Source organism: Mesorhizobium sp. M2E.F.Ca.ET.219.01.1.1, from assembly GCF_004016445.2.
Classification (GTDB): Bacteria; Pseudomonadota; Alphaproteobacteria; order Rhizobiales; family Rhizobiaceae; genus Mesorhizobium.
In genome coordinates this window covers 1,036,671-1,056,156 of sequence record NZ_SADT02000002.1, presented here as the reverse complement: position 1 = coordinate 1,056,156, position 19,486 = coordinate 1,036,671, and the positions used below count along the sequence as shown (strand labels likewise).

Annotated in this window: 17 protein-coding genes and 1 riboswitch; of the genes, 7 read left to right on the top strand and 10 right to left on the bottom strand. The window is 63.1% G+C overall.

Going from position 1 to position 19,486, the window contains the following annotated elements; genetic code table 11:
* The first annotated feature begins 65 nt into the window (after nt 1-65).
* From EN862_RS15740 to EN862_RS15725, 4 genes are all read left to right on the top strand, one after another.
* Nucleotides 66-395 (top strand): hypothetical protein, encoded by a 330-nt coding sequence (locus tag EN862_RS15740; protein WP_127865208.1) that lies wholly within the window; start codon nt 66-68, stop codon nt 393-395.
* 216 nt (nt 396-611) lie between these two features.
* A complete protein-coding gene (locus tag EN862_RS15735; RefSeq protein ID WP_127865207.1) occupies nt 612-938 on the top strand; it encodes a hypothetical protein in 327 nt (108 codons plus the stop codon).
* Between the two features lie 324 nt (nt 939-1,262).
* On the top strand, nt 1,263-2,522 hold the full coding sequence (locus EN862_RS15730) for a DUF763 domain-containing protein (RefSeq protein WP_127865206.1): 1,260 nt from the start codon (nt 1,263-1,265) through the stop codon (nt 2,520-2,522).
* Nucleotides 2,523-2,785: 263 nt separating this feature from the next.
* Nucleotides 2,786-4,984 (top strand): hypothetical protein, encoded by a 2,199-nt coding sequence (locus tag EN862_RS15725; RefSeq protein ID WP_127865205.1) that lies wholly within the window; start codon nt 2,786-2,788, stop codon nt 4,982-4,984.
* A gap of 481 nt (nt 4,985-5,465) precedes the next feature.
* Here the strand turns inward: EN862_RS15725 and EN862_RS15720 are convergent, their stop codons facing one another.
* The 6 genes from EN862_RS15720 to EN862_RS15695 all read right to left on the bottom strand — a co-directional run bounded on the left by EN862_RS15720 (nt 5,466) and on the right by EN862_RS15695 (nt 9,043).
* A complete protein-coding gene (locus EN862_RS15720) occupies nt 5,466-6,059 on the bottom strand; it encodes a DUF6456 domain-containing protein (protein WP_127865204.1) in 594 nt (197 codons plus the stop codon).
* 178 nt (nt 6,060-6,237) lie between these two features.
* Nucleotides 6,238-6,612: a hypothetical protein gene (locus tag EN862_RS15715; protein ID WP_127865203.1), complete on the bottom strand. Its 375-nt coding sequence runs from the start codon at nt 6,610-6,612 to the stop codon at nt 6,238-6,240.
* Nucleotides 6,533-7,219 (bottom strand): hypothetical protein, encoded by a 687-nt coding sequence (locus tag EN862_RS15710; RefSeq protein ID WP_127865202.1) that lies wholly within the window; start codon nt 7,217-7,219, stop codon nt 6,533-6,535. Before EN862_RS15710 ends, EN862_RS15715 begins: the two co-directional genes overlap by 80 nt.
* Nucleotides 7,220-7,523: 304 nt before the next feature.
* Nucleotides 7,524-8,318 carry a GcrA cell cycle regulator gene (locus tag EN862_RS15705; RefSeq protein WP_127865201.1) on the bottom strand — a complete coding sequence of 265 codons (795 nt, stop codon included), beginning with the start codon at nt 8,316-8,318 and terminating at the stop codon, nt 7,524-7,526.
* A 111-nt stretch (nt 8,319-8,429) separates the two neighbouring features.
* Complete coding sequence (locus EN862_RS15700) at nt 8,430-8,732, bottom strand: hypothetical protein (RefSeq protein ID WP_127865200.1); 303 nt, start codon at nt 8,730-8,732, stop codon at nt 8,430-8,432.
* Nucleotides 8,729-9,043 carry a hypothetical protein gene (locus EN862_RS15695; RefSeq protein WP_245519597.1) on the bottom strand — a complete coding sequence of 105 codons (315 nt, stop codon included), beginning with the start codon at nt 9,041-9,043 and terminating at the stop codon, nt 8,729-8,731. The genes EN862_RS15700 and EN862_RS15695 overlap by 4 nt, the downstream gene beginning before the upstream one ends.
* 80 nt (nt 9,044-9,123) lie before the next feature.
* On the opposite strand from EN862_RS15695, the gene EN862_RS15690 reads away from it, so the two are divergent.
* From EN862_RS15690 to EN862_RS15680, 3 genes are all read left to right on the top strand, one after another.
* Nucleotides 9,124-9,768, top strand: coding sequence for a S24 family peptidase (locus EN862_RS15690; RefSeq protein ID WP_127865199.1), 645 nt, complete (start codon nt 9,124-9,126; stop codon nt 9,766-9,768).
* Between the two features lie 167 nt (nt 9,769-9,935).
* Complete coding sequence (locus EN862_RS15685; RefSeq protein WP_127865198.1) at nt 9,936-14,930, top strand: tetratricopeptide repeat protein; 4,995 nt, start codon at nt 9,936-9,938, stop codon at nt 14,928-14,930.
* A gap of 135 nt (nt 14,931-15,065) precedes the next feature.
* Nucleotides 15,066-15,731: a hypothetical protein gene (locus EN862_RS15680; RefSeq protein WP_245519596.1), complete on the top strand. Its 666-nt coding sequence runs from the start codon at nt 15,066-15,068 to the stop codon at nt 15,729-15,731.
* Nucleotides 15,732-15,780: 49 nt separating this feature from the next.
* Here the strand turns inward: EN862_RS15680 and EN862_RS15675 are convergent, their stop codons facing one another.
* From EN862_RS15675 to EN862_RS15660, 4 genes are all read right to left on the bottom strand, one after another.
* Nucleotides 15,781-16,794 carry an ABC transporter substrate-binding protein gene (locus EN862_RS15675; RefSeq protein ID WP_127865197.1) on the bottom strand — a complete coding sequence of 338 codons (1,014 nt, stop codon included), beginning with the start codon at nt 16,792-16,794 and terminating at the stop codon, nt 15,781-15,783.
* A gap of 1 nt (nt 16,795) precedes the next feature.
* Nucleotides 16,796-17,563, bottom strand: coding sequence for an ABC transporter ATP-binding protein (locus tag EN862_RS15670; protein ID WP_127865196.1), 768 nt, complete (start codon nt 17,561-17,563; stop codon nt 16,796-16,798).
* Complete coding sequence (locus tag EN862_RS15665; RefSeq protein WP_245519629.1) at nt 17,560-18,330, bottom strand: ABC transporter permease; 771 nt, start codon at nt 18,328-18,330, stop codon at nt 17,560-17,562. The genes EN862_RS15670 and EN862_RS15665 overlap by 4 nt, the downstream gene beginning before the upstream one ends.
* A 387-nt stretch (nt 18,331-18,717) precedes the next feature.
* Entirely contained in the window at nt 18,718-19,326 is a 609-nt protein-coding gene (locus tag EN862_RS15660) for a YkoF family thiamine/hydroxymethylpyrimidine-binding protein (RefSeq protein ID WP_127865195.1), read from the bottom strand.
* A riboswitch (TPP riboswitch) is annotated at nt 19,317-19,429 on the bottom strand. (Overlaps the previous gene by 10 nt.)
* Between the last annotated feature and the right edge of the window lie 57 nt (nt 19,430-19,486).

Here is a 19,486-nt window from a genome sequence, read left to right as displayed (position 1 = left end):
CGGGAACATGGACCGCCCGAAATCGTTGTCTTGCCGAAGGGGCCTTGAAACTCAAGGAGGCAGCGATGAAAAAGCTTCTGCTTGCTTCGATGATCGCCATCGCCTCGGCGTTCGCGATCGCGCCGGCCAGCGCCGGCAGCGTGCAGCTCGGAATCGGCGTCGGCCCGGGCTATGATGACGGCTACTATGGCGACTATGGCGGCTATTACCCGCACCGCTACTACCGCCATGTCTACAATGACGACTACTACGACAATGGCGGCTATGTGGTGCGCTACCATAACCGCTATCACCGCCATCATTGCCGCACCGAGCTGATAACCCACTGGCGCCACCACCACCGCGTGGTGGAGGAAGTGCGCGTCTGCGGTAACGGCTACTACAACAACTACTAGTAGGAGCCAGTAAGCCTGAATGACCGCGCGGGGCGGCACTGCCGCCCCGCGCGATTTCGCGCCATGGACAGGGGCGTGGGGTTGTCGGGTCCGGTTCTCGACCCTTTCCGATCTTGCTAAGGCTGCTGGCCCGCGAGCGAATATTAGCACTTGCGGGAACACGGGCTGGCTTGGGCGCGTTTACAGGGTGATCGACCTTCAGGAGGAGGTTGCCCCATGAAAAAACTTCTGTTTGCTTCGGTGATCGCAGTCGCGTCGGCGGCGGCAACGATAGCGCCGGCGGATGCGCACGGCTTCTTCGGTCTCGGTTTCGGGTTCGGCGGCTATCCGTTCTATGGCGGTCCGATGTATGGCGGCCCGTTCTACGACTATGGCGGCCGCTATTACGGCCCGCGCTACTATGACGACTATTATCCCGGCTATGTCCGCTATCCGCACCGGTACTACTACAGGCACTACTACGTGTATCGCCACCGGTATCACCATAGGCACCACTACTGGCACCACAGGCATCACCACCACCGGTACTATTACAGGTACTAGGCGGCGGGCTCGGCGGGCAGCAGCGTACCGAAGCGGCATTGACGAGACGCAAGCGTAGGCCACGCTTCGCGGTCGTCATCCTAGGGCGGAGCAAGGAGCGAAGCGACGCGCGCAGACCCTAGGATCCATGCCGTGACGTACGAGTGCTGCCACGGCGCAGAATTCTGATCCGCGGCATTCCTCGGCCTAAGTCACGGCATGGATCCTTGAGTCAAGCCCAAGGATGACTAAGATGCTTTGGGCTTCGTTCGCCAGCGCTTCGTGCATCGCCTTGCAAATCCCCGCCAAAATGCCATCTAAATCCTCGGCATCCAGGAGAATCACGTGACGCAGCGAAGCGGCAGCGCCGACCTGCCGCTGCATGGCGGGCGGGTCCCGAAATGGCTGGGCGAGCGCATGACCAGGCTCGGCGCGGTGCTGTGCGAGGCGATCATCCACCATTACGGCCGCGACGAGCTCTTGCGGCGCCTGGCGCATCCCTTCTGGTTCCAGTCCTTCGGCGCCGTGATGGGCATGGACTGGCACTCCTCAGGCATCACCACTTCCGTCATCGGCGCGCTGAAGCGCGGGCTGAACCCGATGGCCGGCGAGCTCGGCATCCATGTCTGCGGCGGGCGCGGCGCGCATTCGCGCAAGACGCCGGGCGAATTGCTGGCTATCGGCGAGCGCGTCGGCCTGGACGGCGAAGCTCTCGCTACCGCCAGCCGGCTGGTGGCCAAGGTTGACAGCGCCGCCGTGCAGGACGGCTACGACCTCTATCTGCATGGCTTCATCGTCACCGATGACGGGCGCTGGGTGGTGGTGCAGCAAGGCATGAACGGCGACGCCCGCCAGGCGCGCCGCTACCACTGGCTGTCGGAAGGCTTGACCAGCTTCGTCGACCAGCCGCATGCGGCGATCGAGGGCGAGCGCCAGGGCGAGATCATCAACCTCACCGACCATCGCGCCGAAAAGGCGCGCGGCGGCCAGGTCGAGCTGCTCAAGACCATGAGCCCGGAAAAGATCCTAGCCGAGCTTACCCTGCTGGAACCCCCGGAAATCGTCAAGGCCGAGCCGGAACCAGCCGCGCAGCCGCTGCTCCCCAACCTCGTCATGCCCGCGCATCACGACGTGCGCGAAAGCGACATCGTCATGCGCCGCCTGCACGGCAACATCGCCTCGGCTATCGAAAGCGGCCCGAAGGATTTCCCGGAGCTGCTTCTTGTCCCCGGCGTCGGCCCGCGCACGGTGCGGGCGCTGGCCATGGTCTCGGAGGTGGTGCACGGCGCGCCCTACCGTTTCTCCGACCCGGCGCGCTTCTCGCTCGCCCACGGCGGCAAGGACCGCCACCCCTTCCCCGTGCCGCTGAAGGTCTATGACGAGACGATCTCGGTGCTGAAATCGGCGGTGGGGAAGGCGAAGCTCGGGCGCGGCGAGGAGCTGGAGGCGCTGCGAAGGCTGGATGGGGAGTCACGCCGGATGGAGAGGTATGTGACGGGACCGAGCCTGAAGGAGATCGTGGCGGGCGAGATGGACCAGTCGCATCTTCTGGGCGGGCGGAGTGTGTTTGGGTGGGAGGGGCCGCCGGATATCAAGAACCCTTAACCGCGTGAGGTGTTCCAACTCGAACGCCACAAACCCAGACTTTCATTTATCAATGGATTTGAGAAGCGACTGCTTGCGAAAGCGCGGATACTAAGTCATCAATTGCACAGCGATCTGGGGAGGCGAAACTGGCTTACAGTACAAATCGGAAGGCTTTTTTTGCTTTTCCAGCTACTCCGCCTGAACTTGCAAAGACTATAGAACAAGCGTGCATCCGCGCCAACGCGCGCCGAGGCGGGATCGCTATACGACCTTGGCCTCAAATGGAAATTTTTGGTCAACATCTTCCGGACAAGGTCCGCGACGAAATCCAATCCTCCGATGTAATTGTTTGTGACGTCACCTTTCCGAACTACAACGTGTATTATGAAGCTGCATTCGCTATCGGCAGCGGGAAGGCCTTTGCCCCTGTTGTCAATGTGTCCTATTCAGACGCATCGAAGCGAGTGCAGGCTGAGGGTTTTTTTGACATAGTAGGCTTTAAGTCATACGAGAATTCTGACGAACTTGCCGAGCTCCTGCGCACGCTTCCCGAAACACGACTGCGCGAGCTGTACAGCAAGCCAATCAATACTGCACAGCCTCTTTTTCTTCTCGATGCCTATCGGAAGACCGATTTTCGTAATTCAGTAGTGACGACTATCAAAGACTCTAATGTCCACTATCGCAGCTTCGATCCGATCGAAATGGCGCGATTTTCATCGGTCTCGATGGTCGCGGAAATTACGGCCTCAGCAGGAGTTGTGATCCCAATCCTCGCTCCTATGATAGACGACTCCGCGCGCCACAACCTGCGCGGAGCTTTCCTTGCGGGGCTTGCCCACGGCCTTAAACGCAGGACGCTTTTGATACAGCAAAAGACTGCTGAAACCACGATTCCCATTGATTATCGAGAGCTTGTGGTCTCTGCCAACAACGTCGAGGACGTCCAAGCAGCGGTCAGCGATTTCGCCAAAGGCAGCGTATTGGCTGTACAGAATTTAACCCGCTCGGAAGTTCAACGCCCACGCAAATCGCTTCTGCAGACGATTACTCTGGGTGCGTCTGCCGCAGAAAATGAATTTCGATCCTTGGAGAGCTATTTCGTCGAGACTTCTGAATATTTGAGGACACTGAGAGGTGAGATAGGGGTAGTCGCCGGCAGGAAAGGATCAGGGAAAACTGCCATTTTCTTTATGGTCCGAAATACAATCCGAACACAAAGGAATACCGTCGTTACGGATTTGAAACCTGAGTCGCACCAGCTAAGCCTGTTTAGGCAGGAGTTACTCAAGCTTGTTGATACGGGCGTGTTCGACCACACCCTTGCTGCTTTTTGGTACTTCGTACTTTTGTCAGAAACTCTTTATACGATACTCCGCGATATGAAAAGAAGGTCGCGGTACAGTTCGTCCACCCTCGCCGCGGAACATGATATCGAAAGGATCCTCGGCGAATTTGGCATTACAGAAACTGGGGATTTTACAGCAAGGATAAACAGACTAGGCACATACATACTTCAGGAAATAAATACAGCAAAATCCAAAGGCGAAGCCATATCTTACGAGCGATTAACAAATATAGTTTTCCGTGGGGGGATCACCGATATAAACAATGCAATTATAAGGTATACCGATAGCAAAACAAACATACTCCTTTTGTTCGACAATCTTGACAAAGGATGGCCGACAAATGGAGTTGAAAGATTTGACATTCGCTTGATTCGCCTAATGATTGAGACACTCGACAAGATCAAGCGAGATTTCGCTGTACTTGATCGAGACTTTAATAGCGTCGTATTTCTTCGCAACGACATATACGAGCTTATGGTTGAAGAGACGCCGGACAGAGGAAAATCCGGACAACTGCGTATCGATTGGACAGATCGCGCCAAGCTTCGTCAAATTATTTATCGACGATTGCAAACGGCGCTCAATAATTACCAGCTTGGTTTCGAAGATCTCTGGGCTCAACTCTTTGTGCCCCTGGTTGATGACCGATCATCGCTCGAATATTGCATCGATCATTGCCTCATGCGACCTCGGTTTCTTATTAATATTGTTGAAAGTGCGATAGCCAATGGAGTTAATCGCGGTCACGTCCTGGTTCAAGCCGATGATTTTAGGGACGCCGTTCGGCAGCACTCCAACTATCTTATAAGCGATTTTGGCTACGAAATCAGAGACGTATCGGGATTTTCAGCTGATATTCTATATTCGCTGATTGGGTTACCCATGCACGTCACAAAGGACATCGTGATCGCGCAATTTTTGAAAGCTGGGCTCAGCGAAGACTCACTTGATGAGGCATTCAGACTGATGCTTTGGTATGGGGTGCTGGGAATTGTGACTAGCGAAGGGCGCGAGCGCTTCGTATATGACTATGAATACAGTCTTAAGCGGCTTGAGGCTGAGGCCAGACGCGCAGGCGAAAAAGCCACCTATGTGATCAATTCAGCGTTGCATGTAGCCTTAAGCATGTGAAAAAGGCCGCAAAATGCGGCCTTTTTTCCTGACAGTGCAAAAGCGGTTACATGACAGCCTCGCTTCTCAGACCTCCGACCCGCGTCGCACCAATTCACGGATAACGAGCGAGGAATGAGTTTTTCATAGCACGACAAGATTTTAGTGAGAACCCCTCCCCGAAAAAATCGTATGCTCCTGAGATCGGGTTCTCGGGCCGGAACGGTGTACGTTCCTGACATAGACTAGCGAAACACTATTTTCTGCGCACCATCGGCGAGATACGGCAATAGCTGCTTCAACCGTGCTGAACAGGTCTGGAGTATAGAAATTCGCACTCTTTTTGCCGGTGGCAGAACCATTGGCTGTAAACCTATCACCTAATCTCTCGATCAAAACCCAATCCCCCTCGTCCGGCGGCAGTTCATTTTTTCCTATCTTTCGAATCTCAACCATCGTGCTTTCTTTCCTAAGAATCCACCTCATAAGCCAGGCAAGACTTTCACCCCGCCTTCCTCCCCATCATCCCGTAATGCACCGCCAGTAGGTCCAGCCCGACCTTCAGCAGCTTCACCACCACGTCGCGGCCGTCGCCGCTGCGCTCGGCGATGGCTTTCACCGACCGGCCTTCGAGGCAGGTCTCGCGCACCACCTCCGCCACCTCCCAATGGGCGAGCGCGGCCGCTGCATGAGCATGCGCGCGGCCGGCTGAGAGGACGCGGTCGGGGACGCCGCCCATGCGGCTGGCATCGACGCGCTCGCTCCAGGATTGCGGCTGCAGGCCGTGGCGGGCGGCGCGCTCGAAATCGTCGCGAAAACGTTGGCCGGCCTCGCGCTGCTGGCGCGTCAGCGAGGTGATGCCGGTGAGCGGATCGACATTGCGCAGGCGCACGATGCCGCCGGTGGAGGTGTAGCCGCCGTTCGAGACCTCGTAGACCCGGCGCGCCTCGGCCGTGCCGGCGGTCAGCCGCTGGCGGCCGAAGGCGTCTGGTTTCAGCGCGAAGTCGTGGCCGAGCTCGCGGCGGATGCGCACCTGCTCGGCCTCGCCCTTGGGGAGTTTTGGCGGCTGGGGTTTCTTGGCGGGCTTGCGGGGCATGGGTGCGGTCCTTTGTGGGTGAGCGTTGCAGGACTTGGGTTCCTCGCCCCCACCAACGGTGGGGGAGAGGTGGCCGCGAAGCGGACGGAGAGGGGGGACGCCCTCCGCGAAGCCAATGGCGTGGGAGATTGCGGTGCCCTCGTGGTGGCTTCCGCTCGTGATGCGAGGAGCCGGGTTCTCAGCCGGCTTTGGCTTCGCGGAGGGCGCTCCCCTCTCCGTCGCGGCTTCGCCGCGCCACCTCTCCCCCGCGTTGCGGGGGCGAGGAACTGGCGCCCAGCGAGGCCCGCTTCGCCGTCAGCTCCCGCATCAGGCGCCGCTCCCGCACCTCGATCGAAAGCTGGGCGCTCGACGGGCAGAACTGGGCGTTGTCGACCTTGGCCTCGCCGCGGATGAAGCGCCGGATGGCGGCCTCGACGTCTTGAAGCTCGGCATCCTGCACGGCGGCCAGATAGCCGCGCAGCTGCATCTCGGCGTCAGCCAGCGCGGATTGCGGGAAGCAGGAAAACATCGCGGCCAGCGCCTTCGCCGCCTGCTGCAATTCGGCTGCGGTCATTGATCTCCTCGATGATTGCGTTGGCGGCGTCGACATGCGTCCTGCGCCGCTGCCATTTCTGTTCGGTCCGTTGCCCTGAAGACGCTTTTCCATTCCTGTCCCGCGAAGCGGGGGAAGAAAACGCCGGGGCGTTTTCTCCCGATGGATCGATGGATCCTGGACTCTGGGAGTCTGGACTCTGGGTTTTATCGCCCGCCTTATCCCTTGCCCTTGCCCGCCGCTTATCCGAGGGCGGAAAAACCCTTTCCTTCGAAAGACTTGGGTTGCCGCCCTTCAAGCCGTTCTTGCGCGCCGCGCGCGCCTTGCGGGCGTCGGCGATCATGCGCCGGGAATAGATGCGGCCGTAGCGGTCGCGCGAGAAGACGCGGTTCTGCTCGAGCTCGCCAAGCAGCGCGCCAAGCTCCGCCTCCGCGCAGCCGGCCAGGCGGGCAAGGGCCGCCTCCTCCAGCCCCTTGCCGGCGATCGCGACATAGCCGACCGGCTCGTGCGCGGCGGCAATGCACAGCATGCGCATCCACAGGCCCTGCGCGGCCAGCGAGCACAGCCGCAGGTTCGGATCGGACTCCCAGTCCGACCAGAAGAATTTCGACCAGATCGTGCCGCTCATGGGATTGCCTGACGAGAGGCAGGGCGGTGGGGATTAGCTAATCTCCCCCCAAGTGGGGGAGATGTCCGGCAGGACAGAGGGGGGCGCGAAGGATCGCAGCGCCTCAGGATTAAGGTTCCTCGCCCCACGAAGTGGGGAGAGGTGGCTCGGCGAAGCCGAGACGGAGAGGGGAGCGCCCTACGAAGGCCCCCTCTCCGTCCGCTTCGCGGCCACCGTTCCGGGGCGAGCCACGGGTCTCGCCCGTCCTTCGGACCCCCCGCCTCTGGCGGGGGCGAGGAACCCAAGCATGAATACGCCCCGCCCATCACATCCCCCTCCCGCGATGACCGTGGAACCTTGCATGGTGATGCGCGCAATAGCTGCGCGTGGCCGATGTCGGCAGGCCGCAGCAGAGCATGTCCGGCCCCGGGCGCGCGCCCGGCGGATCGGCTTCGGCATCCTCGCGCAGCGCGAGGTCGAGCGGGGCGCGGCAGCGGCCGAACAGGCAATCGAGGAAGCGCATGGCCGCGACATGCGGCTGTCGGCCGGGGTTTACCGCAGGCGGCGGCGCCGGCAGCTTGTAGAGATGCGCTTCGGATTTCTGGCGCTCGCCGGGGGCGAGCCAGGCTGGCGGCAAGGCGCGCGCGGGCTTGCGGGGTTTGGGTTTTTTCGGCTTGGGGGTGCGAGTGGTAGTTTGCGCCTGCGTGGGGTTGCCTACGACCGATACGTCGGCGGGACAGCACCCCTCTCTGTCCTGCCGGACATCTCCCCCGCAAGGGGGGAGATTGGCAGCTTCGGCGCCGGCGCCTTCCACGAACTCGGCATATCTGGAAAGCGCGGCCGGCTCGGAAAGCGCTCCAATCACCGTCCTGCCCCGCCTGCCCGGACGATCCGGCCGGGCATGCTTCCTCGGCCTGCCGCCAGCGCGGCCGCCCTTGGGATTGGCGAAGCCGATGGCGCGCAAGCCCGCGTTGCGGTGGACGATGCCGATGATGGCGTTGCGCGAGACCGGGGCGCCGCGCAGCGCGCTGAAGCGGCCGGCGATGCGCGAGGCCGAAAGCCCCTCCTTCAGCCAGGCGGCGATCTCGTCGATTTCCTTTTCGGTGTAGGCGGCTGCCATCTTCTCATTCCGTCGATTGCTGGGGCGTGGGCTTGCGAAAGCGTTGGGCTGGGCCCAAGCGCCTGGGTTCGGCCGCGAGGCCGTCGGTGGGGTTTGGAAAGAGGGGTGGGATCAGGCGGGGCGCGCGGCCCCTTCCAGCTCGCGAAGCCTGGCTTCAGCCGCCGCCCGCGTCAGGCCCGACACCGCCCGGCCCGACACGCGGTCGAACAGGATGACGGTGCCGTCCTCGGTGCGGATGCAGCTTGTGCCCGGATTGGGGGCCGGAGCCGGGGGAGGAGCGGCTCCGGCCGTTCCGGTGAACCGGGGTGCGGGCGGTTCGACCGGATCCGGGGCAAGCGCCCCGGAATGCGCCCGGACCGGGGAGGAAGACAGGCCGGACGATTGGAATTCCAATGGTGAGGGCAGCGCGTTCATGCCGCCTCCCCTTGCATGGCGGCCGTCCGTTGCATGGCGGCGGCGCAGCCGGCCAGCCATTCGTAGCTGACGCCGGCAATGCCCAGCCGGCGGCTGGCCGCCACCACATGCGGCCAGTGCTGCGGCGCGATGCGGCCGCGCCGGCGCATCTGGCGCGCCGCCTCGTAGCCGCAGCCGACATCGGCAGCGAAAGCGCCGATGCTGCCCCAACGGTCGATAAGCCCCGAGATGCTCGTGGGCAGACCTGAGATGCTTGTGGGCTGCGACGGAATCACGGGTAATGCGGAAATGCTTGCGGGATGCTCATTCATGCGCTAAGCGTACGTTATGTACGAATGGCGCGCAAGCGAAATCGTACATCTTGCACGATAATTTTCAGGCATTTTGTACGATGATGGATTCCCGCCACAGATTGCAGCAGGCGCGCGCCCAGGCCGGCTATGCCTCGCCCAGCGATGCCGCGCGGGCGCTGCGCGACATCAATAAGAACACCCTCATCAGCCATGAGAACGGCAACCGGCCGCTGTCCCGGAAAGCCGCCGAGAAATACGGCCGGCTGTTCGGCGTCGACCCCGGCTGGCTGCTGTTCGATGGCAGTTTGGGGGGCGATGGCGCCGAAGCGGCGCCGGTCAATCTCATGCCCTCGCCCGTCACGGTCGACGTGCCGATCGTGTCGTGGATCAGCGCCGGCGAGCTCGGCAGCCAGGACAGCGTCGTCAACCTCTCCGACTATCCGACGATCCCCACCGCCGACCTCGAGGAAGGCGAATGGATCGCGCTGCGCGTCGACGGCCCGTCGATGAACAAGATCTCGCCGCCGGATTCGATCATCTTCGTCAATTTGCGCGACAAGCGGCTGGTGACCAATGGCTGCTACGTGATCTCGGACGAGACCGGACGGGCCACCTACAAACGCTACCGCCCCAACGACAACCCGCCCTTCCAGCCGGCTTCCTACCTGGATATCCCCCCGCCGGAACTGGAGGGCGCGATCACCATCATCGGCCGGGTGAGAAGGTCGATAATCGACATGTGAGGGGTGGGCGTGGAACTGGGCCAGAGGCCGCCTCGGTCCCGCTGACGTTAACCTTAGAAGCGCAGGAACGCAGCTCTCGCAATTTCTGCTTGCATTCCGGAACAAAAACAGAACTATATAGGAATTGCCAGCCGCCGTCGCGGCATCTCCGGGGGGAGGATCAAACCATGTCTCGCCGCACCGGCGCGGTCTCGCGCATATTTGTTGCCGTGCTCTCGCATGGGCTGGCGCTTGCGGTGGTGCTCGGCGCCCTGGCCGTGCCCGCGCCCGCCGTTGCTGGGGACTATGCCCTTTGCTTCGGCGACGAAAGCAGCGATCAGGGCAGTGACCAAAAGGAAGCGAATGTCGACCAGGCCGCGGTCGATCAGCGTATCGCTGCCTGCACGGCGATTGCCGAAGACGATACGCAAGCGCAGCGCCAGCGGATCAAAGCCTATTTCTATCGGGGCGCCGCCCGGGACGACAAGGAGGATTGGGACGGTGCGATTGCCGATTACAGCCAGGCCATCGCGCTCGATCCAAAGGCGACCTCGGCGCTGTTCAACCGCGGCACCGACTGGTCCAACAAGGGCGATTACGACCGCGCGATCGCGGACTTCAACATCGTGATCAGCCTCGAACCGTCCGCCAGCGACGCCTATTCCAGCCGCGGCTCGGCCTTCCTTCGCAAGGGCAAGATCGACGCGGCCATGCTTGATTTCCAGCAGGCAATCGAGGCCGATCCGCAAAACGGCGACGCCCATACGGGCCTCGGCACCGCCTGGAGCAAGACCGGCGAACGCGACAAGGCGATTGCAGAATATGACAAGGCGATACGCATCGATCCGGCCGATTTCATCGCGCTGGTCAATCGCGGCCTCGCCTACGCCGCCAAGGGCGAGTTCGACCGCGCCATTGCCGATTACGACGCCGCGCTGGCCGTGGACCCCGGGAGCGCCGACGCCTATGCCAACCGCAGCGCCGCCTGGATCGGCAAGAGCGACTGGGCGCGCGCCATCGCCGATGCCAACAAGGCGATCGAGCTCGATGCCGGAATGGTCGATGCCTACTACGCCCGAGCCGTCGCCTGGGCGAACAAGGACAACGACGATCGTGCCCTTGCCGATTTCGACAAGGCGGTCGCGCTCGATGCGACCGATTCCCGGGCGTGGCTCGGCCGGTCGCTGATGCGCTCACGCAAGGGAGACAGCGCCGGCGCGGCGGCCGACTGCCGCAAGGCCATCGCGCTCGATCCGAAGAAGGCAGGCGGTTGTGATGCCGGGCTGGCCGACGCCGAGGTGCCCGCGGCGGAAACGGTGTCCGAGCCGGATCTTTCCTCTTTGGCCAAGCAGATAGAGGCCACCGGCAGGCAGATCCGTTCCAAAGAAGCTGCCGCGCAAATCCGGGATGCATTGAAGCAGCAGGTCTCCGGCGACGTGCCGGGCGCGATCGCTTCCTTCGGCTATGCCATCTCACTCGATCCCGACAATGCCGAGGCCTATTACGACCGGGCGGTCGCCGCGGCCTCGCAAGGAGACAATGCCCTTGCCGCGAGCGACTGCCGGCGCGCTGTCGAGCTCGACCCGCGACGCGCCGACGCGTGCGCCGCGCTCATGGCTGGCCGGCAAACCGTTCCGGCCGCCACGACACAAGACCAGACTGCCCAGGATAGGGCCGCCGCCAGGATACTGGTCGAACGCGCCGGTGCGCGCCTGGCAAAATACGGCGTCGACGGCGCGCTGCTCGATTTCGACAAGGCAATCAGCCTCGACGCCAAAAATGCCGACGCCTATCTCGGCCGCAGCCGCGCCAGGACGCTCAAGGGCGACCAGGCCGGCGCGGCGGAGGATTGCCGGCGTGCCGCGGAGCTGGATCCCGCCCGATCGGGAAGCTGCGATCAGCAGGCTGCCGGCGATGAGGGCAAAGCTGAACAAGCGCAGGACTCGGGGCGGTCAAAGCCAGCCGCTGCCGCTGCAGACGCGCAAACAATACATCCGAATTTGGCGGCGACGGACGACACGCTGGCTGCAAAGTCGCTGGAGACAAAAGACCCGCGCGCGCTGCAAGCAATCCTCGGCGGCGATGCCTGGCTGGACATGGGCAAATACGACAAGGCGATCGGCTCCTATGACGTGGTGATCGCGCTCGAACCCGACAACCGCTTCGGCTATCTCGGCCGCGGCAGGGCCAGGGCCGCCACACGCGACTACGGCCAGGCGATCGCCGACTTCGACAGGGTCATCCAGCTCGCCCCCAATTTTGCCGCAGCATATTTCCGCCGCGGCCTCGCCAAGGTGACATCCGGCGATGTTGATGGCGCCCTTGCCGACTGCGACCGGGCTGCCACGCTCGACCCGAAGGCGCGCGACGCCCGTTATTGCAAAGGCATGGCCTGGCACGCCAAGGGCGACGCCGGACGCGCGGTCGCCGCCTATACGGTGGCGATCGGCATCGATCCCAAGGCCGACGCCAGCTATTACGCACGCGGCATGGCTCGCGCCGACAGCAAGGACTATGCCGGCGCCATCGCCGATTTCGACCAAGCGCTCAAGCTCGATCCCGGCAATGCCGATTACACCGTAGCCCGCAAGGCGGCGGTAGCGGCCAGCGGGGAGCCCGCCGCGGGCATTGCCAACGCGGTTGGTTCCGACATCGCGGCAAACGAACCGGACACCGCCGCCGTCGCGCCGGCTGAGACCGCGGCTTCGGCCGAGCCAGGCGCGAGTGACGAGCTTTCGCCTGCCGATCCGAAGTTGGCGAAGCTTATCGACACCAGCGATCCCCGTGTCCTGGTCGCGGTGGCCAAGGGCGACAGCCTCTTGCACGAAGAAAACTATGACGAAGCGATTAAGGCCTATGAAGAGGCCATCGCGATCGATCCCAATAGTCCGCTCGCCTATTTCGGTCGAGGCAAGGCTTTTGATGGCAAGAAGGATTTTGCCCGCGCCATCGCCGATTACGACAAGACCATCGCCATTATTCCCAACGTCGCCGTGCCCCTCACGCTCCGCGGTCTAGCCAAGGGCGCGGCGGGCGACGCCGACGGCGCGCTTGACGATTGCATCAAAGCCATCAGGCTAGACCCGAAAGCAAGCCGGGCCTTCTTCTGTTCCGGCGCGGCCTGGTACGGCACCGGAGACCAGAAGCGAGCGATCGAGGCCTTTTCGTCGGCGATCGAGATCGATCCCAAATACGCCGCCAGCTACTATGGACGCGGCAACGCGCGGGTCGACGCTAAAAACTACGCCGATGCCATCGGCGACTTCGACGAAGCGGCCAAACTAGACCCGCACAATCCAAACTACGCCGCCGCGCGCAAGGCAGCAACGGCCGCGCAGGCGAAAGGAGGCGGCGGCGACAATGCGATCGCGCCGTCCTCGAAGAAGCTCAACGCTGTCGTCGATCGCGGCTATGCGTTCTACCACAAGGGCAAATATGATCGTGCGATCGCCGAATTCAACAAGGCGATGGCGATCGATCCGCAAGATGCCTCGCCTTATGTCGGACGGGCCATCGCGCTTGTCGAGAAAGGCAAGTACGACGCGGCGATCAAGGACTACAACAAGGTCATCGAGCTCTACCCCGACTATTCGGATGCTTATATTGGCCGCTCCGTCGCGTGGACCAAAAAGAACCAACCGGATCGCGCCATCGCCGACTTGAGCCGGGCGATCGAGCTCGACGCCAAAGACGCGCAGGCCTATTTCGGGCGCGGCGGCGCCTTCGCCGCCAAGGGCGACTACGACCGGGCGATCGCCGATTTCGAACAGGCGCTGAAGCTCGATCCGAAGATGACGCTTGCCCTCAAAGGCCGCGATCTGGCAGTGGCGGCGAGGGACAAAACCGCAGCCTCGCAACCAACCGACCGGCTTCGGAACAAGGCAGCGGAAGACGCTATCAGAGCGGGCGATGTCTGGCGCGGTCAAAACCAACTCGACCGCGCGCTCGAGCAGTACGGCATAGCGATCGCCGCCGACCCATCAAATGCCCACGCTCATACCTTGCGCGGCTTCACCTATACGCTGAAGGGCGATTCAGACCGGGCGTTGGCGGACCACAACAAGGCAATCGAACTCGATCCCAAGTCGACTGACAGCTATTTCTATCGTTCTCTCATCTGGCGGCAGAGGGGCAAGATCGACCGCGCCATCGCGGATCTGACCACCATCATTTCGTTGCAGCCGAACAATGTCGACGCCTATGTGCTGCGCAGCCGAGCCCGAGCCGTGAAGCACGATTGCGAGGGCATCATCGCCGATTCGACAAAGGCGATCGGACTGAAGCCAACGAATGCCGAAGCATGGTTCAATCGCGGATTCTGCTGGAACAGGAAGAAGCAATATGACCGCGCCATCGCCGACCTCGATGAAACCTTGCGCCTCGATCCAAACTACGCCAACGCCCGCAAGGAGCGCGACGATGCGGCCGCGGCGAAGGCTTCATACAAGCCAACGACTGCGGACGCGGCGGTGGACGACGCCACAAAGAGCGGCATAGCCCTTTACAACAAGGGTCAATACGATCTTGCAATCGCGAAATTCGACCATGCGATAGCGCTCGATCCCAACAATGCCAAGGCTTTTGGGTATCGCGGTCTCGCGTGGGGGCAGAAGGACAATTACGATCGGGCCATAACGGACTATGGCAGCGCGATCGCGATCGAGCCAAAGAACAGCAGCTATTATTCCGCTCGCGCTTTCGCCTGGACGGCCAAGAACGACCATAAGCGTGCCATCGACGATTTCGGCAAGGCGATCGAGTTCGATTCCACCTACGCCTCGAACTTTCATGGTCGAGGCATCAGCCGAATGATCGTCGGGGATTACGATGGCGCGATCGCAGACTACAGCAAGGCCATCGAACTCGATCCGAACGTTGCCAAGGTGCATGTCGATCGTGGAATTTTGTGGGTAGTCAAAGGCAACTTGGAGCAAGCCCAGGCCGACTTTGAGACGGCTATCCAGATCGACCGGAACAGCCCCGGCGGCTACTACGGCAGAGGCCTTCTGCGGGCGCGAGCGGGCGACCAGGACGGGGCAATCGACAGCTTCAATCAAGCCATCAAGCTTTACCCCAGATATGCAGATGCTTACACCGCCCGAAGCCTGGCTTGGGCAGCCAAGGGCGATTTGAAACGCGCCAAGGCCGACCGTAAGAAGGCGCTGAGCCTCGGGGGAAATTGACGGGATCGGGAGGGCCGACGGATGGCGCGGTGGAAGGGATTGGGCGCGGCGGCGGTGGCCGCCTTGGCTTTCGTCGCGGTGAAGGTGCTGCCGTGGGGGGTCGGTTTCGCCGGCGGCAAATATCTTTAACAGACCGTGGCGGGATCGACCGCGCGCAAGGCGCCGACCAGAGCCGACGTCAATGCCGAAATCGAGAAACAGGATTTTCAGATCTTCAAGGCGATCGCCCAGGAATTTCCGGACGACTACAATGCCTTCATCGACAAGATCACGCTCGCGGCCGGTTCGGGAAACCAGCAGGCGGTGCGCGACGCGAGCAGGGTGGCGGTGGCCGACCTGCGGCGCAAATACGCGCCGCTTTTGCCCTCCGCCCCAGATCGTGAAGTCTCGCAGGCGCTCGCCGCCCAGCTCACCATGGTCAATCACCTGATGGCACGCGAAACGCCGGCCACCTGCAACAATTACCTGCGCAACGGGCCGGACGCGGTCAGCGCGCCCGGCAACGATTTTCTGGTGGACCTGGACCGGATAGGCGCGACGCTGTTCCACGCCTACGGCGCAGCCAAAAGGAGCAGCCTTCCCGCGGCCGAGCCTAGCGATGAGGACTGGTCGCTGATCGCCGACGCCTTCACCAGGAGCGGCGGCACGCCAGCCGAGATGGATGCGATCGCGAATATGGACCAGGATTTCTCGGGACTCTGTCCCGCCGTGGCGAAATTCTATACAGCAGCCCTGTCGATGCCTGGCGAGCCCGGCCGGCATATCAAAACCGCCCTGCTCTACGCTACGTCGAGGAACTAGGCGCGCCTGGCGAGGCGCGGCGTCCCTTCGCGCCAAGCCTGGGCCTTTCCTACCCCACCAGAAACTCGTTCGTGAAATACGCCGACAGATCCGGCTTGTTCTTCAGCGCCTTGCCGTTGCCATCGAGCAGGATCCCCGAGGCGAACAGATATCCGCCCATCGCTTCCATCTTGGCCTTGTCCATGGTGCCGATGGCGCCGGCAGCACTTTTCAGGAAATGGCCGTCGTTCAGCGCCTTCAGCGAGGCATCGATCAGCGCCGGGTTGGTCAGCGTATTCTTGTTGGCGGCGACCAGCAGCTCGCCCGCCTCCTTCGCGTGATCGACCGCGAACGCATAGCCGGCCCGCGTCGCCTGGACGAAGGCGGCGGCGGTCTTCGGATTGGCGGCGAGGAAGGCGTTGCTGGAGACGATCAGCGTGGTGTGCTCGTCCGGCACGCCGTAATCGGCGTAGCGGAAGCTGCGCTGCTTCAAGTCTTTCAGCTCGGCCTCGACGCCTTCCCAGGTCGAGACTTCGAGCGTGAAGTCGACCGCGCCATTGGCCAGCGCCTCGTAGGCCGAGGTACCCAGCGTCACGGTCGAAAAATCGCCCCTGCCGCCGTCATGGCGGATGATGGTCTGGAGCAGCGCATTCTCCCAGGCGCTGCCGAAGCCGCCATAGGTCAGGCCGTCGAGATTCTTCGGGCTTTTGATAGCGGCGCGGTCGGCGTTGAAGACGACGCGGCCGGTCTCCGACTGGACGACGGCATAGACGGCCTTCAGGTCGGCGCCGGCGCTTTTCTGGGTGAACAGGCCGAGCGAACCCGAAATGCCGAAATCGGCATTGCCACTGGCCACCAGCGTGCCTGAGCCGGTGTCGCCATAGGGCAGGATTTCGACGTCGAGCCCCGCGTCGCGATAGAACCCTTTGTCGCGGGCGACGAACAGGCCGATGTGGTTGGTGTTGACGGTCCAGTCGAGCGCGACGGTGATTTTTTGCGCGGCGGCCCGGGCACGTGTGACGGTCCCGGCAAATGGCAGGCTGGCGGCCAGGAACAGCGCCTGGCGGCGGGTGAAAGCGGTCATTTCATCTCTCCATAGGATGGTCGGAAATCGGATCGGCGGTGCCCAGCAAGATGTCGAGGATGCCGGCCTCGATCGCGGCCGCCTCGCGGGCGAGCGCGGCGTTCTCGGTGCGCGGACGCGGCAGCGGCACCGCCACTTCGGCGACCACGCGCGCGGGCCGTGCCGAAAGCACATAGATGCGGTCGGACAGAAGCACCGCCTCGCGCACGTCATGGGTGATCAGCAGCGCGGTCCAGCGGTGGCTCCGCCACATGCGTTCCAGCCAGCGCTGCATGGCCGCGCGGGTCAGCGCATCGAGCGCGCCGAACGGCTCGTCGAGCAAAAGCATGTCGCGCTGCTGCACCACGGTGCGCAAGAGCGCCGCGCGCTGGCGCATGCCGCCCGACAGCTCGGCCGGCCAGGCGCGCTCGAAGCCGGCAAGACCGAATTCGGCGAACAAGGGCGCCACGCGCTCGCGCGCTGCGCTGCGCTTCATGCCCTGCACTTCGAGCCCCAGCGTCGCGTTGTCGATGACCCGCCGCCACGGCATTAGCGCGTCGCGCTGCGGCATGAAGGCGAAGCGGGCGCCATCGAGCGGCGCGCCGTCGAAGCGCATCTCGCCCTCGCCCCGGATCGCGCCTGTGAGGAGCTGGAACAGCGTCGACTTGCCGGCGCCGGAGGGCCCAAGGATCGACACGAACTCACCCGCGCCGACATCGAGCGAAACGCCGGCCAGAACCTCGAGCGCGCCGAAGCTTTTTCGCACATCGCGGAGCTCGAGCCGGGTCATGACCGTCGCTCGGAGGGTTCGGCCTTGCGGTCGCGCCCGGCCCTCTCCCACGGCATGGCGAGGCGCTGCACCAGGACGGCCAGACCAAACAATGCCAGCGTCAACGCCGAGCTGACGGCAACGGCGGCAAGCACGAGGTCGGGCCGAAAGTTGTTCTTGGCGCTGAGCATGTAGATGCCCAGCCCCTTGGCGGCGCCCGCATATTCGGCGAAGATCGCGCCGACCACCGCATAGGTGATGGAGATGCGCAGTCCGGCGAAGAAATAGGGCAGCGCCGACGGCAGCCGGGCGAGCCAAAAGATGCGCCAGCGCCCTGTTCCCATGGCGGCAAGCATCTGGCTGATTTCCGCGCTCGTGGCGGCGTAGCCTTCGACCAGCGCCACCATCATCGGGAAGAAGGTGACCAGCGCGACCAGCAGGATCTTTGGCAGCAGGCCGAAGCCGAACCACAACACCACCAGCGGCGCGATCGCCACCAGCGGCAAGGTCTGGCTGGCGATCAGCAGCGGGAATAGCGCGCGGCGCAGGGGGGCCAGGAAATCGACCAGCGCCGAAAGCACGAAGGCGGCGGCGAGAGAGCAGGCGAAGCCGGCAAGCGTGGCGCGGATGGTGGGGAGTGTGTTTTCGGCGAGTGCCGCTCGGTTTTCCCAGGCTTGCGCCAGCACGTGCGAGGGTGCGGGAAGCACGGTGGGCGCGATGCCACCGAGGCGGGCGTAGAGCTCCCAGGCGAGGAGGACGAGCGCGAGGGAGATGGCGGCTGGCGCCAGCTTGGCGAAGGCGGTCGTGAGAGCTGATCTCCCCCCTTGCGGGGGAGATGGCCGGCAGGCCAGAGGGGGGTGTGACGGAACGCCGGCCTTCGAGACTTCCGCGTGAGAAGTCGATGAATGCCGCACACGTAACCAGTTGAGAGGCTGGCGGGACAGCACCCCCCTCTGCCCTGCCGGGTTGGCCGGCCCTTCGCTGTCGCTCCGGGCGTTCGTCGTTCGCGAAGCCAAGCAATTGGCTTCGCGTCCGCTTTGCGGACCACTCCTTACCCCCCGCAAGGGGGGAGATCGGCTGTCGCCTCGGCCTTCGCCAATCGCGGAAGGTTGCTCTTGCGGCACGGAATCACACATGGCGGCCATGGCATCCACCTCGACAGGTAGAGCTTGCGCTCAAACCGCGGTCGGGCTGTTCGCCGAAATCGTGATGTCGAGGGTCACGTGGCCCGCGCCTGGGCCGAAGCGGCAGAAGGCTTCGTTGAGCGTGGCGAACACCGCGCCGGCGTCGCCGCGCAGCCGGGTGCAGAAGTTCTTGGAACGGTCGAACACGCCGGACTGTTTCAGGAAATCGATGCAGCCATAGATCTCGTCCATGTGGTCACTGGCGCCCATCACATAGAGCGAGAATTGCGCCGCCACCGGCTGGTCGGTCGAGGGCGTCGACCGCACGGCGCCGAGCGCCGCGCGTTTGCGTTCGTCGAGCGGGATCGCCGGGCCGCCGATCTCGTCGGAGCGGCAGATCGGGTCGTCCGGCTCACCGGGACAGCCGCGCGAGACCGCCGCCGACAGCACGCAGTGCTTGCCGCTTTTCGCCGCCGCCACGAACAGGTCGCGCATGGCCGGGAACAGCACTTCGGGCGGCCCGACCAGCAGCGTCGAGATGTCGTCGGTCTCGATCCTGAGCCTGTCGCGGTAAGGATCGAGCGCGCCCAACGCGCCGAGGATGACGCCGACGAAATCGTCGGCCATGGGATAAAGGGAAATCTGTGCGCCGGAAAACATGGCCCGCCTCGCTCCGCTGGTATTATCCAGATCAGCTTTAGGGTCCGGAGGCTTGCCGCCACCATCTCAGCCCCGACCGTACGGAGCACCCCTGTGGATGGGCGCGTTAAAGCACTGTTCGAGCGAAACGGAAAGCGTTTTTTGCGAAGCCAATTGGGCC

Bases quoted from the DNA above. Each gene is read 5' to 3' on its own strand.
- EN862_RS15670 (WP_127865196.1), bottom strand. From the start codon at position 17,563: ATGACCCGGCTCGAGCTCCGCGATGTGCGAAAAAGCTTCGGCGCGCTC.
- EN862_RS15700 (WP_127865200.1), bottom strand. From the start codon at position 8,732: ATGAACGCGCTGCCCTCACCATTGGAATTCCAATCGTCCGGCCTGTCT.
- EN862_RS15695 (WP_245519597.1), bottom strand. From the start codon at position 9,043: ATGAATGAGCATCCCGCAAGCATTTCCGCATTACCCGTGATTCCGTCG.
- EN862_RS15690 (WP_127865199.1), top strand. From the start codon at position 9,124: ATGATGGATTCCCGCCACAGATTGCAGCAGGCGCGCGCCCAGGCCGGC.
- EN862_RS15715 (WP_127865203.1), bottom strand. From the start codon at position 6,612: ATGACCGCAGCCGAATTGCAGCAGGCGGCGAAGGCGCTGGCCGCGATG.
- EN862_RS15740 (WP_127865208.1), top strand. From the start codon at position 66: ATGAAAAAGCTTCTGCTTGCTTCGATGATCGCCATCGCCTCGGCGTTC.
- EN862_RS15675 (WP_127865197.1), bottom strand. From the start codon at position 16,794: ATGACCGCTTTCACCCGCCGCCAGGCGCTGTTCCTGGCCGCCAGCCTG.
- EN862_RS15725 (WP_127865205.1), top strand. From the start codon at position 2,786: ATGGAAATTTTTGGTCAACATCTTCCGGACAAGGTCCGCGACGAAATC.
- EN862_RS15660 (WP_127865195.1), bottom strand. From the start codon at position 19,326: ATGTTTTCCGGCGCACAGATTTCCCTTTATCCCATGGCCGACGATTTC.
- EN862_RS15685 (WP_127865198.1), top strand. From the start codon at position 9,936: ATGTCTCGCCGCACCGGCGCGGTCTCGCGCATATTTGTTGCCGTGCTC.
- EN862_RS15720 (WP_127865204.1), bottom strand. From the start codon at position 6,059: ATGCCCCGCAAGCCCGCCAAGAAACCCCAGCCGCCAAAACTCCCCAAG.
- EN862_RS15735 (WP_127865207.1), top strand. From the start codon at position 612: ATGAAAAAACTTCTGTTTGCTTCGGTGATCGCAGTCGCGTCGGCGGCG.
- EN862_RS15705 (WP_127865201.1), bottom strand. From the start codon at position 8,318: ATGGCAGCCGCCTACACCGAAAAGGAAATCGACGAGATCGCCGCCTGG.
- EN862_RS15710 (WP_127865202.1), bottom strand. From the start codon at position 7,219: ATGAGCGGCACGATCTGGTCGAAATTCTTCTGGTCGGACTGGGAGTCC.